The sequence below is a fragment of the Dyadobacter sp. CY343 genome, from assembly GCF_021390335.1.
GTDB lineage: Bacteria > Bacteroidota > Bacteroidia > Cytophagales > Spirosomataceae > Dyadobacter.
Map to the genome: position 1 here is coordinate 460,942 of NZ_JAJUXK010000005.1, position 15,114 is coordinate 476,055.

Consider the following 15,114-nt stretch of genomic DNA (forward strand, 5'->3'; position numbering starts at 1 on the left):
ATCAGAAACCAAGGTTAAGGCCAAATACGATAGTTCTTGCCACCGGGTAAGTACCATAATCGATGCCGGGCGTGAGCGCGGATGAGATCCAGGGATCACCTTCGGTTGTATTCACTTCCGGATTGTAGCCCGAGTATTTCGTGAAAGTGTGCAGGTTCTGAATGTTCATATAAACCCGCGCATTTTTCAAAATAGTATTACCATTCAGTATTTTGCCCAATCTGTAACCAATGGTAATGTTTTTAATACGCAGGAAAGAGGCATCGTCCACCAGGTATGACGAGATCGTACGGTTGTTGGCCGAGCTGCCCGCACCGAATGTTCTGCCGTCACCCGGCTCTTCCGGCGAGCGCCAGTAGTTCACCGAAATCGTTCCGTTGTTGCGGTAAGCACTGCGTTTTGTCAGGTTCATTACTTCCACATCCTGAACACCTTGCAACGAAAAGCCGAAATCCAGGTTTCCGTAATTAAAGCTGTTCGTAAGACCGTAAGTAAACTTCGGAAGGTTATTTCCGATAATGGTTTTGTCAGAATCATTGATCACGCCATCATTATTCAGGTCCCTGAATTTGGCATCACCTGCGAAAGTATTTGGCAAATGCGCAGAAGCGTTTACTTCGTCGATTGTATTATAAACCCCGTCGAAAATGTAGCCGTAATAGCTTCCCAGCGGGCTGCCGATCTGCGTAATATGTGTCAGAGAGTTCTCCTGAGCGCGGTTGGCGACAATAATCGGTGTGCCGCCCAGGCCGAGCGATTCCACTTTGTTTGTGTTAAAAGAGATGTTCGCGTTGGTGTTCCAGGTGAATTTATCCGTCTTGAAATTTCTCGTTTCCAATGCAAGTTCAATCCCTTTATTACGCAGACTTCCCAGATTTCGCAATGCAGTTTCGTAACCCGTTGAAAGTGGCACGGGAACATTGAGGAGTAAATCAGAAGTAAGCTTATTATAGTAGTCGAAAGTCAGGAAAATGCGGTTCTGAAAAAGACCAAGATCAAGTCCCAGGTCAAATTCTTTGGCTTTCTCCCATCCCAGATCAGCATTGCCCAAAGAACCTTGCGCCAAGCCGCTGGCAATGGAACCGTCGCCTGAACCTAGAATATAATTGCTACCGTAGATCAGTCCGACCGAAGCGTAGTCGGGAATCTGGTTGTTACCAATCAAACCATAACTCGCACGCAATTTCAACTCACTCACAGCAGCTACATCAGCCATAAATTGTTCCTGCCCGATCCGCCAGCCGACCGATGCCGAAGGGAAATTCCCCCATTTATTGTCAGAACCAAAACGGGACGAACCGTCACGACGGAATGTGGCTGTCAGGAAGTATTTTTCGTCTAAATTATACGTAGCGCGGCTCAACAATGAAAGCAAGGTCCATTGCGAACGGATCGAGCTTCCGCCCGTTACGATACCTGCATTCAATGTAGGTACGAGGTCGTTCGGGAATGAGTTTGCATTGACTGCAGTCGAGTTAAACGAAGATTTCTGTTCTGTTAAACCCACGAGCACATTCAAGTTGTGACGCTCTGCAAAACTATTGTCGTAAGTCAGCGTATTTTCATTGATCCAGCTAATGTTGGTAGCCGCGTATGAGCGACCATTTGAAGGATTTACACTGATAAAGGAAGGCGAGAACTTGTTGTTACTGAATGTATTAACGTCCGCATTGATACTTGTTTTGAATTGAAGGTTTTTCAAAATATCAATAGTCGTAAACAAGCTACCCACGGTGCTGAACTGGTTCATGGTATTCTTAATTCCCTCCCCAAAAGCCAGTGCGTTGTTATAAATGATGTTCTGCGTGGTACCGTCGTCGTAATGCAGCGTGTAGGAAGTTGCATAGGAACCGTCTGCATTCCGGGCGGGATATAAGCCGGGAACCGACATTACCGTAGTGGCTACCGCGCCGTAATCCTGGATCCCGCCGGTGGTCGCGATCCGGTTATTGGTATAAGATGGCGCAACGCGGAAACCGACTTTCACTTTGTCAGAAACCTTTGCATCCACATTCAAACGAAATGCATATTTCTTGAAACCGGAGTTGATCACGATACCTTCCTGGTTCTGGTAGTTGCCCGACAGGTAATACCGCGCGTTTTCCGTTCCGCCGGAGGCCGACAGCTGGTAATTTTGCATTGGCGCGCGGCGATAGAGCAGGTCTTGCCAGTCTGTGAATGGGAGGGAAGCTGCATTTTTGAATTCGTCGGCAATCTTGTATTGAGGTCCGCTTCTTACAGAGTTAGGGTCCGTTGCTTTTCCGCCCGCGCGCACCCAGTCGGTATTTCGCTGATCTGTAAGTCGTTGGGTATATTGCTGATTGGTCATAATCCCCACTTTTTTCGCAATTTTCTGGAAACCGTAGCTCGCATTCAGGCTGATCTGCGACTTGCCGGCTGCTCCCGTTTTGGTAGTGATCAATACCACACCGTTGGATCCCCGCGAGCCGTAGATAGAGGTAGCAGATGCATCTTTCAATACGTCAATGGACTGAATATCACCAGGGTTAATGCTCGCCAGCGGGTTTACGGGAGACTGATCTCCAATATCTCCGCCCTGGGCAGATGCATTACTTATTGAGTTGTCAAGCGGCACACCGTCAACAACGTACAAAGGCTGGTTACCCGCTGTAATAGAGCCGGTTCCTCTGATTTTAATGGACATTCCGCCACCCGGCGCTGCTGAGGTTTGCTGTACCTGCACACCTGCCATTTGTCCGGCCAATGCTTCACTGAATGAAACCACCGCCCGGTCCTGTAATTGCCGCGAACTCACAGAGGCAATCGAGCCGGTCAGCTCACGTTTCGACTGGCTTCCGTAACCGACCACCACAACCTCATTCAACGATTTGTCCCCCGTTTCGAGTTGTGGAGAGATAGTTGAACGGTTTCCGACAGCTTCTTCAATATCACTGTACCCTATATACGTAAACAGCAATGTGCTATTTGCGGGTACCTGGATTTTGTAGGCTCCGTTTGCATCGGAAACAACACCGTCGGTGCCGCCTTTAACCCGGATCGATACGCCGACCAGCGGCTGACTGGTTGCTTTTTCTGTAACCACGCCATTCACAGTCACCAGATTCGCCCGGTTTGGCGTCTGTGCCTGGACCGATGCACATAATAAGAATAGGAACAGCACTTTGAAGACTATTCCCAGAGGCACTCCGCGTTCGTTACGTAAACGAATATGACGCTCGGTAAAATTTTGTTTTCCCATGAGTAATGGAAGTAAGGGGCTAGAAATGATTTAATCGAAAGGTATCGAAACAAATATATGTTATTTGTCAAAAAGAAAAACTTTTTCGTAAGAAAAAATTAGTAATTGAATTTAAAAAGAAAGGTATTGACGGTTTTGGTGAAATTTTCTGGATGTTTTACTGATACATTACCAGTACCAGCTGTTTTCCGCCAAAACCTGGAACAAGTAGCAAGAAGAGAGTGCGATGAGCACCAGGTAAACTTTTAGGCCGATGCTGTTGAGCGATTTCCATTTCAGGGCCAGAAAAATTACGATAAGCAGCGTACCAAATGCGAAAAGGTATTTTCCAACTGTCCAGATGATGAAAAGGGTGGCGGTTGGGGCGGCTTGCTTCATGTGTTCAAATAGCTGGCTGATCGATAGCAGGATCAATGTCAGTCCAAGGGTTATCAGAACAGGTGAGAATTTTTGTAAAAGCTGGTGACGCGGGATTTTCTTCATTAAAACAAGAACCAGATTCCTCAGCAGGAAAAAGACGGTCGTAACTAGTATCAGTACACTGACCGCAAAACAAAGGATGGAAGCCCAGGCGGCAAATGCGGTGGTTTTCTTAAAATAAAGCGTTCCGTCTACGATTACCGGATTTGATTTACTATCCTTCAACAATAGGATTCCAGGACTGTTAGCATATTGGTTTTTGTACCTCAATCCCGTTTCGTCCACCGCCTGCCACTTCATCGAGCCGCGGCCCAGGATCCGAACTTTTAATTCCTTTCCTGAGGCTTCTACCTTTATAGTATTGGTAAGTGTTTCAAAAAAGCCCGTATAGAGCTGACCCGGATTGCATAACCTGTAATAACCCAGAAAGGGATTTGCCGCCTTGTGATTTACAGGATATGTAACATGGGAAGCAGGTTTTGGGGCTTTTTGCAAAATGAACTGACTGATCAAATAGTCGGCGTACCGGAAAAATGATTCGTTATGTGTATTGATGGCGAATGCGTAGCCCAACCCTGCATCTCGGTTATATAAAAAGCTTGACAAAAACCCTCCAATGGCGCCGCGATGGCCCCGGAAAATATGTCCACCCAGCTCATAGGATTCGTTCCCGTATCCATAAGTACTATGTAAGCCCGCCGAAGCAGAAAGATATGTATGAGGTGTTTCCGTATCATTTAATGCGGCTTCCGAAAGAAACTGGCCGGAAGGGATTTTCCAGTCGCTTAAATAGGCTTTCAATGCATGGGCGAAATCAGCTGCGCTGATATTCAGGGAGCTGTATCCCGCATTGAACGCAGGTTGGTGGGGCACTTGCTGAAAATGATCGTCATTCCAGACGTAACCTTTGCTGTATTTGTCGGAGCCGTCACCGGTTAGCGCCACATTAGCGTGGGGCATTTGCAATGGCTTGAATACCTTTTCCCGCAGATATTCGCTTGCCGGTACACCCGATACCTTTCCAATAATGTAGTCTAAAATCGCATAATTGACGCTGGAATAAGCATGGCGCTGGCCAGGTTCCCATCTGGATACCATAAAATCCTGAAAAATTTCGACCGCCTCTTTGGCTGTGTACGGCTTGCCGGTGAAGTTGTATTCTTCAAAAGGAGATTTGTCGCTGAAACCGGTTGTATGCTCCATTAATCCGGCGATGGTAACGGGCCGGGTGGTTTCCCATTTATTCTTGAATGCGATTTCCGGTGCTATATCCCTCAATTTCGTTTCGGGCCGCAATTTTCCTTCTTTGAACAAATTCATGATACCAATCGCTACAAACATTTTGGTAATCGACGCGCCGCGAAACAGGTGCTGGTCGGTTACCGGCGTTTTCTTTTGGATGTCGGCATAGCCCAGTCCACCGGAGAAAACGATCGAATCATCCTGCACGATCGCGAGCATCATTCCAGCAATGTGCTGCCGCTGCATCTCGGCTGCCAGTTTTGTTTTCAGTTCATCCAAAGTCCCGGGAGCGGGTTCCTGGGCATGAACCCCGGCAAACGTATTGATGAATAATACTGCCAAAGCAGAAAGAAACAGAGTAATGCGACGGGCCATTTGATTTCGGTTATGAGTTGGTTGGTAATAGCCGAAATAGGAGAAAAATGGCAATCGGTACGTTCGGATGTATCCAAACGAACAGGATTCGGGCTTTTAAGGCTCATTTTTTGCCTGACGCAGCAAATTCGCTGGGCGACTGGCCGGTCAATTTTTTGAATGCGGTATTAAAGGTTGTTTTGGAATTAAACCCCGACTCGTAAGCGATTCCCAGCATATTCAACTTTCCAGATTCCCCTGAGAGCAACAGCCGCTTGGCTTCTTCAATGCGGTATCCATTTACGAACGCAAAGAAGTTCTGTCCGTAAACCTTGTTGATCAGATAGGATAGTTCATGAATAGAAATATGCATTTTCTGAGAGAGACCGGGGAGGCTGAGCTCATTGTCAAGAAATACTTTTTCAGAACGCATCAGTTTCTCCAACTTTTCTTTAAGCACGGCTATCTGGCTTTCACTCAGTCGTTCCTGCTTTTCGGTTTGAGTGTTGGTTTTGGAAGAAATCACTTCGTCCAATTCCTGTAATGCCGGTTTTGCAAATGGATAAACCTCCCTTTGCTTCAATGCGAAAAATGCCAGAAAATAGACGCTCACCAGATACAGCAGCGGCGTAAAATCATAGAGTAGGGTAAAATTGAAAATGGCAAGATTCAGCCAGATCAGCACGACAGCCGCGAGTACCCAGAGAAAATGCTTCAACCACGACAAGTCAATTTCGTCTGTTGAGCTGGTCACCTGTTCGATATTTTGCTGGTGCCCCGATAGTCTGCGATAGGAGAAAAACCAATATATGACTGTCTGCACCGGCAACGCATTTTTCAAAAACATCAATACAACATGAGCTGTCGCTGCATTTGGAAACTGAAAATTTTGGCCGGTCAGCATGTGAGGCAGCCGGAAGAGAACGACTATCACAAAGAGCGCAAAGTGCCAGAGCGTGCGGGCTGAGCTTTTTTTGGCTGCTGATGTAAAGGAGACAACGCTCAGGTACAGCATCGGAGCTGACAAGAACCTGCTGGCTTCGATCAGATCGACCAATATAGCATGCCTGCTGTGCAGATTGAGATTATGCAGGAACACTTCGAACAATGCACAACCGAATGTAAATACAAATGCACCCAGCCAGCGATTCGCCTTCGTATTGCTGTTTTTGGGATTGGTAAGAAGTAAGAATGCCAGCAGAAACGCTCCGCCGGTCGTCAAGCCAATTAACAGGGGATCGGACATGTGTTCAATTAATAGGCTGATCGATCATTTTATCAGCTGCTGTTCAACTTCCTGCGGAAGCAGTGCGCTGCAATTTATAGAAACTTCATCGGCCCTTTTTACCCGCCAGTCAAAAATCATCTGCAACATAATTGCTTCACGGGCTGCATTTTATTTATGATTGAAAATATCCTGGCCGCCGTGCTGGCTGCTAGAATCCAGCTCAGGCTAAACTCCGGGAAACCGTGCAGGAAAACGATGATCTCGCCTCCCGCAGGCCCCAGGTGTCCCACATGCAGCATTAAGCCGTTGACATAATGGGATTCGTAGCTCAATTTTGCTGCTGTTGGACTTTGCACATTCTAATATCGAAATACTGCTGCCACAGCGGTTTCAGCCGGCATTCTCTCCTGATCCAACAGGTAAACCTCACCGCCCATCTGAATGGTCTTGATCAATGCTTCGTCCAGCAGATCTTCGGAATCCGCACTTTCTGTATCGCCTATTACCAGCTCGTTGGCAGCTTCATCAAATGTGCCCCCTAGCATGAATGGAAAGGCTTTGATAGATCTGCTTAATTCTTTTTTAAAAAAGCAATAAGCCATTTGAAGACTTAAAGCTTATTTCCGCCTGTTTTCGTGTAGTTATATCCAATGTAGTAACGACCGTCCGATCAACCTGCGCTTTGTTCAGATAATTAATTTGGCCATCGGGCCCCGCGTATTATGTACCTGATGAAGCTGTTAGATAAGCCCAAAGTATTTAAGATGATGCAAGTTTTGGCTGGGCTTGAAATATCCATCTTTAAAAAGCGACCGGACATCGGGCAGGTCAGGTCGCTAATATGTCGGCTCCGGAGAGAAGCTTTCTTAACTGTTCAAAATCGACCGGCTTATGCAAAAATGCCAGTGCCCCTGCGTCCAGGCACTGATTGATGAGATCCTGGTCTATATAACTGCTCAGGATTACGACCGGGATTTCTTTAAGTTTCTCATTCTGATCGGGCCTCTTTATCGTTTTGAGAACCTGATAACCGGTCATTCCCGGCATTTGCAAATCCAGGACGATGATCCGTGGAAGCGCCGTGCCGGTCTCCGCAGCGATTGCCAACGAATCAAGCAATGCCTGGCCGCCGTCAAAAAGCGTAATCTGGTAATCGGGATTGATCCTTTTAATGAAATATCCGAGCAATAGACGTTGATCAGCACTATCATCTACAATATAGATAGGCTTCATGTTGTCGAACGATTTCATTGCTCCTGCTGATCAAAATCGTCATTCCGGTTCCTAATCACGCCTCTCTGGCCCTTTCCCCCTTTGATCCTGTCGCGCTCTTCCCGCTCGGCATCGGCATCTGGCGCAGACTTGTCGATGCCATATTCATTCTCAGGCTCCTGCTGAAAGTTGTCATTCGCATTTCTGCCGGAAGCGAGCGCCTTTCTTACTGCATCATCTTTAATGGGCGTATTCTTTTGATCGTTGCTCTCCATAAAAGTTCTGTTTTTTGATGATGGGCTTTTTATAAGATAGCAAAAGGCATGCCGTTCAGCAGATTCGAAAGTTAACCTGGCGCTGATCGTGTTGCCCGTGTAAGTCATCAACAGTGGAATTTTCAGGAGTGAAGTGATTTCTTTGACCAGAATCAACCCAATACCCAGGTTCTCGATCATAACCGGCGAAAGAATGGTCTGAGCGGCGTGAATATCCGAATTGATCCATTCCAAAACCTCGAAGGGAATATGCGCATTTGTATTTTCGCAGATGAGGTGGGGCTGCCCCTCCTGAAGGAAGGCCCTGATCCTGATTTCCCCGGCGGATGTGTGCTTGTTTGCATTGTCGATCAAATTGTGCAACACGATCCCCAGCAGTGCCGGATTGCTTGATACATGCAGCGACCGGTCCGATTCAACAAGCAGGCTGTTTCCATTGGTTTTAATAATTGCTTCAAACAGCTCGGTTTTGCTATTGATCAGCTCCGAAAGGTTAATAGCCTCAATTTTCGCAAGCTTCTGCTGAACAGGCAGCTTGGCGAATTCCAGGAGGTTCCTTATGAACACGAACATCGTTTCCATCGATTTGTGCAGCTCGGCGTTGTACCTGCCTGCTTGTGCATATTGCTGGCTGCTCAGCATTTCTCTGACCATACTGCATATGATCACCATGTGATTGAAAGGCCCGATAATATCATGGGAAATGGATGCCATCAGCCGAGATTGAATGTATAACTGATGCTCCTGGTCGCGCTGGGAAGTTTCAAGGGACGCCAGGGCTTCGTGCAATGCTTTCGTCCGATCCACTACCGCCTGTTCGAGCAACCGGTTCTCTACTTTCACCCGTTCCACCGCAAGCCGCTCATTTTCAAGTCGCTGATACCGCGCTTGCTGGTCTCTTTTGAGGAAATAGGCAGTCGGGATTAGAATGACACTCATGAGGATACCCCTGCTGGATAACATCAGGATTTTAATAACCAGCGAGTTCTGCTCCGTCCGGAAGGGAAAGTCTTTGAAAAGCGGGTTGAAGGTAAAGTAGAACAGATTCGAAAGGACACAGCAGCAAAGCACTGAAATCAAAAGCGCCTGCCAGGCGCCCATTTTACGCTGAACAAAGTTGATGCAATACCAGCAGGTAAGCGACATCAGAAAAATAACTGTTTCGGATCCTATTAAATTGACCGGGTCATTCAACTGGCCTTCGGAAATGCGGGCGGGTAAAATAAATAATGGAATAGCAGCCGCAACTACGATGCCTGCTTTATGAATATTGTGGTTCATTATTGTTGTTTTGGAATGCAAGATCCGTCCGAACAGAGAAGATTTTGCGTTTCATAAATTTAAAGTATACGAAAACACCTCTCATTAATAACAAGAGGTGTTAATTCTTACTCAACGTTAAACTGCTTGAAGAAGCAGTTGATTGGCATAGCCAATGTTTTGCGGGAGCGTTACAGCTACCTGTTATTTTCCACGTACAAACCGGAAACTTCCGATTGAACCGTCCTGATAAGTGATTTTCAAGATATAAATGCCTGAGGGCAGTTTTTTGACGTCGACATAGTTATCATGCAGTTTTGACGCTGATACTTTTGTGCCAGAGGTATTGTAAATGCGCACATGAGCAACCGCCTTCGTGCCAGCCTGATCCAGGTAAATGCGGTCGGTGGCTGGGTTGGGGTAAATGTGTGCGCTGAGTGCGCCTTCCCACGTTAGACTTCTGACACGACTGAAAGCGATTGTGCCATCGTGATCGACCATTTTTAACCGGTACAGGTTTTCGCCTGCTTCCGGCGACAGATCACTGAAAGTGTAATGCTTTGTCGCATTGCTTTCGCCGATAGAGCCAACCGTCCCGATCTTTGTCCAAACCTTTGCATTCGTGCTGCGCTCGATCTCAAAACGATCGAAATTTACTTCTTCGGTGGTTGACCAGCTTAGCTGCGCGGTCCTGTTTTCCCTACGCGCATCAAAAGATACAAGGGTGACAGGCAGCGGACAATCTACCTCAATGGTGATGGTTCCAATGGATTCAAGACCATTTCCATCAGCAAGTACATAATCTACAGACGTGGTGCCACGGAAACCGTTTGAAGCTGTAAATGTAACAGAACCGGTTTCGGGGTTGACCGAATATTGTCCTTCCCCGTCGATAGCCAGTGTTGTGACACGCTCAAGAGTACCAGGTGTAAGTAACTGTACGCTCGATATAGTGATCGGTGCGCTTCCCGGCAGATCGTTTGAAAGCACATCCACGACGGTTGCGCTGCAGGTACCGGTTGCGGCGTCATCCACGGCAACCGGTGGATCTGTAACTGTCGCATTTGCGCAACGGGCACCGTCACCGGGCGTCACATTCGCAGTTGAAAATAGGGTGGCTGTCAGATTTGATAGTGGCGCGCTGATCCTGAAAATCGCCCCGCTACCATTGTTCCCTACGTAAAGATCTCCGTCCGAATCGAAAAATGCAGTACCAAAAGCGCCAGTATAAGCAGAGGTTTCGATACCTGCGCCTGTCACTGCGCCAATCGTTGTCCGGCTGCCGGTTACCGGATCAAACTGGTAAAGGACCTTGTTTGTACCGAATGCATACAGCAGCCCGTCGGCAGGGTTGAAAGACCAATCGTTGAGCTCTGTGGGAGTTGTCGGTACGGTTACTGCGGTCAGATAGCCAGCCGAGCCGGGGTTCAGATCCACCATTGTGATCTCTGTGCTATTGGCGGCGTAGAGATACAGTATGCCCTCAGGACTGACATCGCCCGTAGCATAACCAGGAAGCGGAGTAGGGAACCCGGATACCGGAAAAGTCTTCACCGACCAGTCACTGCCGATCCTTACCAGCTGCTGGGTATTGTAGCGGAACCCCCAGATATAGTTGTCCTTAACATTGTAACCAATTGCATTGATGAATGCATTCGCGCCGTCGATCAGGTCCGCCTTGCCCAGTACCGCGTTACCGGTAGAGAGGTCAAGGGTATAGCCGTCCGAAACGTTGGATCCATTGACATTGCGGTTTCCGATCACATAACTCAGTTCGGAGCATGGAAATGCAGGCTGTGCGGGGCAGTTGCCCGTAACGATAATACTTCCCTCACCTTCCAGCCCGTCGCTGTCGGCTATCACATAACTTACTGAAAGGGTATTTATAAAACCTTCCACGGGTGTGAATGTAACTGCTCCTGTGACAACATTTACCTCGTAGCTACCCTGGCCCGGAATAGCGAGCGAAGTAACCCGATTGGAAGTACCCGGCTCAATCAGCCGCACACTTGAAGGGACGATTGCCGCGTCTCCGGCCACATCGTTCGCCAGTACATCTATCAAAGCACTTTCACAAGCCACATTGAGCTCATCATTCACAGCCACAGGCGGTACAGGTACCGATGCATTCGCGCAACGGGCTCCATCGCCGGGCGTTACATTGGCCGTCGAGAAAAGGCTGGCTGTCAAGGTATTCAGCGGGGCGGAAATTTTGAAAATAGCACCGCTGCTATTGTTACCGACGAACATATTACCGTCCGTGTCAAAAAAAGCAGTGCCGAACGCACCTGTGAAAGCAGAGGTCTCGATGCCGCCACCTGTGACTGCGCCTAATGTAGTGCGTGTACCGGAAACAGGGTCAAACTGGTAAAGGACCTTATCTGTCCCAAAACCATAAAGTAGCCCATCGGCCGGATTGAAGGCCCAGTCGTTGAGCTGGGTGCCGCTGGTAGGAACGGTTTGAGCAACAAGGTAGTTGGCCGAGCCTGGGTTCAGGTCTACGATTGTAAAGCTTGCCGCACTGGTGGTGTATAGATACATTAAACCGTCCGGGCTCACATCGCCGGTCGTGAAACCGGTAGAAGCGAACCCGGTGACGTCGAAAAATTCAACAGACCAGTCGCTGCCGATGCGGACGACCTGGTTGGTACCTGTTCTATATCCCCAGATATAATTATCGACGGAGTTGTAACCGATCGCGTTGACGAACGCGCTGCCGGAACTGATCAGAGGTGATTTCGCCAGGGCCGACTCGCCGGTGGATAGGTCCAGGGTGTACCCGTCCGACACATTACTTCCACCAACACTGCGGTTACCAATGACAAAGCTCGCCTGCGAGCAGTCAAAAGCTGGTTGCTGGGCAAATGCATGGTACACCGGTAATGTCATGACCGACGCCAGGACCGCAACCCTGATTTTGTTTTTAGCGGTGTGAATTGATTTTCGAAAATGTTTATTCATACGTTTTGGTTAACGATTAGTTACATACAAGCGAGGGCAAAAGTAGACCGGGATCGAACGCGGGGAAATCATAATATTTCGATCTATTACGGATTATATCAGGAACTATTCCGACAGCCTCAGCCTGGGTTATCATCCTGTTACCGGTCTTTATCACTGTACCAATCGCCTGCGGCTCCCGCTTTCTGCAAATACATCGATAATATGCTGGCGTGTTTTTTCGCACATAAAGGAGCTTCCTGATAGCACAGCCGCCATGCATTCAGCCAATTGTTCGATGTTGGTCCGCTTGGAAATTAAACCACTTGCGGTGTGCAGGGGTAATTGTCTCAGGTGCGCCACATCGAAGTATTCGTACATTATTACCACCGGGATCTGTGAACCAGCTTCATTTAACTGCGCTATCAGATCCACCATTTCATGTTGTGTTTTCCGGTTGAGACCCAGTATGATCAGGTCAAGCCCGGACGAAAGATGCAGTGCGCTGGCAGCCTTTGTAGTATAGGCGGTCTGGCACTCAATATCTTTTAACAGTTCCTGAAGGTATGCCTTTATACCTATGCATGATAGCGGTTGCAGATCGATAACAGCGATGCGGAGCATTCTGATTTATTGTTTAACGGGATAGGGAAGATGAACTGGCGAGAAGATAGTTGTCGCAAATTCCTGCAAACTTCGTTAAACAACCTATCAGAAGATATAGTAAAATTATGATAAGCGTGCAAGGCGGTTCTACCTTGCGCAAGTGCAAGGTGTTTTCAATATCTTTACAACGTTTAGTGAAATAGTTTTATAGAATTGAAGGCTTTGATATGCCCAACATATTGATTGTAGATGACCATCCCATGATCTGTTTTGGCATGGGGGCCATGGCTGAAAGTATTGCAGATGATGTTACTTTATTTTTTGCCAATTCCTTCCAAAAAGCGATTGACCAGCACTGCCGGCAGCAAATGGATTTGATAATTCTCGACCTGGGGCTGCCCGGGGGGCTTGGTGTTGAAATGATCAGGCGTTTCAAGGCGGTGCAGCCGGACATTAATATCCTGATCTGTACCTCACGTGATGAATTGTTCAACGCGCCTATCTATATTCAGAGCGGGGCAAAAGGATTTCTCCACAAATACAGCACCGAAGCTGAGACCAAAAACGCTATTAAGACCGTCCTGGAAGGTAAAAAGTATGTCAGTCAGGCTGTACATAAACTGATGGTCAGCAATTTGGTAAACAATGAACCGCTTCCGGTGGACCCGATCCGCGCATTGTCGCCGCGGGAAAGACAGGTCCTGGCGTTGTTGCTGAAAGGCAAGTGGCTCAAAGAAATCGCGCAGGAACTGAATGTCGCCGTGCCGACTGTTGGTACGCAGAAAGCCAAAATATTCCAGAAGCTCAATGTTACCAATATGGTGGAGCTTTCCCGGAAAATGGATGCCTATTACGAGAATGACAAATTGGATCTGGTTTGAAGTAGTTTTTGCAGGGTTATTCAATTCCAAGATCAGCATTCCTGATACTTCAAGCGGGAGCAACGGCAGGGATTTTTAGAAAAAAGGTTGTTCCGCCGGGGCCGGTTTCGAATAACAGATCTCCTCCCAGCGCCGCTGCATATTGTTTGGAAAGAGGCAGCCCGATCGCCCCGGAGCGCGAGACATTTCTGGCGGACTGGTTCCAGCTTTGCAGTATTTCCTGCTGCACTTTTTCAGGAATCCCCGGGCCATTGTCAGCCACCTGAAAAACGTGATATCCCTCCTGATATTGGTATGAAAAGCGTATAAAGGCGTCGCTCCCCGCATATTTCACCGCATTATTGATAAGGTTTCTGATAACGGTGGTGTACAGGTGCTGATTGGCATTGATATGCAGCTTTTCGGGAATTGAAACCTCGATCCGCTGGCCGTTTGACCGGGCGATATCGCTGTATACATCCAATGTTTCGCTCATCGCCTCCCAAATAGAAAAAGAGGTGACCATATCAAAGGAATAAAGTCCGTTTTCAGTTTTGGTAATTTCTAGCAGGTTTGTCAAAAGGCTTTGCGTGTTCACAACAGATTTACGCATTTCACCGGTAAAAATTTTGATTTCGGAAGGGCTCAGCTCGTGCGTGTCCATGATGTAAAGCGCATGTTGCAAATTGGCCAGGGGCGTGTGATAATCATGAGAAATGATAGAAATTAACCTTGCTTTCTCCTCGTGCAGCTCATCCAGTAAAGAGGCTCGTGCCTCGGCATTTTCCTTTTCAGTTGTGTAGTTTTTGATGATATATCCCAGGCCAGAGAGCATCAGAATGATCGTGACGGCATAAGTAGAAGCAATGTCTATGAAATGCTCGGTCCTGTCCGCATAGTGGGTGAGTACAAATGCAGGACTGTCGTATTCGGAAAGCAGGAGCCCGGCTACGGTACCCAGATTTACAAGCGTCAGCAATACGTATTCTTTCCTCGGCACTATGGCCAGCGACAGGAAAAAGACAATACTGAAAGAAAGCAAAGTTGAGCCGGCAATGCCCGCACTCAGCCGATAACTGATCACAAAAAATCCGTGAATGAGCAGGATATAGACCTTCATGGACAATGCAGTCCGGTTTCTGAACCTGGAAATGTAAAGCAGGAAAATTTGAAGCGGAATCAGCAGTAGCGTGATCACGGCATAAGATACCATTTGCTGGATAGCACTGAAAATCAGTACATAAAACATCACCGCGATCGTAGTTATGCAAACAAAGTGGTAAATGCGGGTTTGTAAAGACAGATCGTCCGGTTGCCCTATCAGGTGCTGCCCGCGATTTCGGATCGAAGCAATCAGGGATTTCAGGGAATTCAAAATAGCAGAAGAATTAGTAAAGAAATCGGCTAAAAGTATGATATAGCGCTTTAACAAGTGACAAGATGAAACACCAGGTTTGCTCATCTTTCAACGAAGTTATATGTTTTTAGAGCAGGATT

At 47.5% G+C, this 15,114-nt stretch carries 11 protein-coding genes; 1 reads left to right on the forward strand and 10 read right to left on the reverse strand.

All coding sequences use genetic code 11. From position 1 onward, the window contains the following. Nucleotide 1 precedes the first annotated feature (1 nt). The 9 genes from LZG94_RS19550 to LZG94_RS19590 all read right to left on the reverse strand — a co-directional run bounded on the left by LZG94_RS19550 (nucleotide 2) and on the right by LZG94_RS19590 (nucleotide 12,775). Nucleotides 2–3,220 (reverse strand): TonB-dependent receptor, encoded by a 3,219-nt coding sequence (locus LZG94_RS19550; RefSeq protein ID WP_233793477.1) that lies wholly within the window; start codon nucleotides 3,218–3,220, stop codon nucleotides 2–4. A 168-nt stretch (nucleotides 3,221–3,388) separates the two neighbouring features. Continuing rightward, on the reverse strand, nucleotides 3,389–5,257 hold the full coding sequence (locus tag LZG94_RS19555) for a serine hydrolase (protein ID WP_233793478.1): 1,869 nt from the start codon (nucleotides 5,255–5,257) through the stop codon (nucleotides 3,389–3,391). 103 nt (nucleotides 5,258–5,360) lie between these two features. Beyond that, nucleotides 5,361–6,482: an AraC family transcriptional regulator gene (locus LZG94_RS19560; RefSeq protein WP_233793479.1), complete on the reverse strand. Its 1,122-nt coding sequence runs from the start codon at nucleotides 6,480–6,482 to the stop codon at nucleotides 5,361–5,363. Nucleotides 6,483–6,598: 116 nt separating this feature from the next. After that, entirely contained in the window at nucleotides 6,599–6,796 is a 198-nt protein-coding gene (locus tag LZG94_RS19565) for a hypothetical protein (protein WP_233793480.1), read from the reverse strand. Nucleotides 6,797–6,823: 27 nt separating this feature from the next. Then, the gene (locus tag LZG94_RS19570; protein WP_233793481.1) at nucleotides 6,824–7,066 is read right to left on the reverse strand and encodes a hypothetical protein; all 243 of its coding nucleotides are present in this window, start codon (nucleotides 7,064–7,066) and stop codon (nucleotides 6,824–6,826) included. A gap of 226 nt (nucleotides 7,067–7,292) precedes the next feature. Further along, nucleotides 7,293–7,715, reverse strand: a complete 423-nt coding sequence (locus LZG94_RS19575) for a response regulator (protein WP_233793482.1) — start codon at nucleotides 7,713–7,715, stop codon at nucleotides 7,293–7,295. Further along, on the reverse strand, nucleotides 7,712–9,232 hold the full coding sequence (locus tag LZG94_RS19580) for a HAMP domain-containing sensor histidine kinase (RefSeq protein WP_233793483.1): 1,521 nt from the start codon (nucleotides 9,230–9,232) through the stop codon (nucleotides 7,712–7,714). Before LZG94_RS19580 ends, LZG94_RS19575 begins: the two co-directional genes overlap by 4 nt. Nucleotides 9,233–9,415: 183 nt before the next feature. Further along, nucleotides 9,416–12,172, reverse strand: a complete 2,757-nt coding sequence (locus LZG94_RS19585; RefSeq protein ID WP_233793484.1) for a DUF6923 family protein — start codon at nucleotides 12,170–12,172, stop codon at nucleotides 9,416–9,418. A 153-nt stretch (nucleotides 12,173–12,325) separates the two neighbouring features. Next, nucleotides 12,326–12,775, reverse strand: coding sequence for a hypothetical protein (locus LZG94_RS19590; protein WP_233793485.1), 450 nt, complete (start codon nucleotides 12,773–12,775; stop codon nucleotides 12,326–12,328). A 209-nt stretch (nucleotides 12,776–12,984) separates the two neighbouring features. On the opposite strand from LZG94_RS19590, the gene LZG94_RS19595 reads away from it, so the two are divergent. Further along, nucleotides 12,985–13,638, forward strand: coding sequence for a response regulator transcription factor (locus LZG94_RS19595; RefSeq protein WP_233793486.1), 654 nt, complete (start codon nucleotides 12,985–12,987; stop codon nucleotides 13,636–13,638). 49 nt (nucleotides 13,639–13,687) lie between these two features. Here LZG94_RS19595 and LZG94_RS19600 read toward each other — a convergent pair whose 3' ends face one another. Further along, complete coding sequence (locus LZG94_RS19600) at nucleotides 13,688–14,992, reverse strand: sensor histidine kinase KdpD (protein ID WP_233793487.1); 1,305 nt, start codon at nucleotides 14,990–14,992, stop codon at nucleotides 13,688–13,690. Nucleotides 14,993–15,114 lie beyond the last annotated feature (122 nt).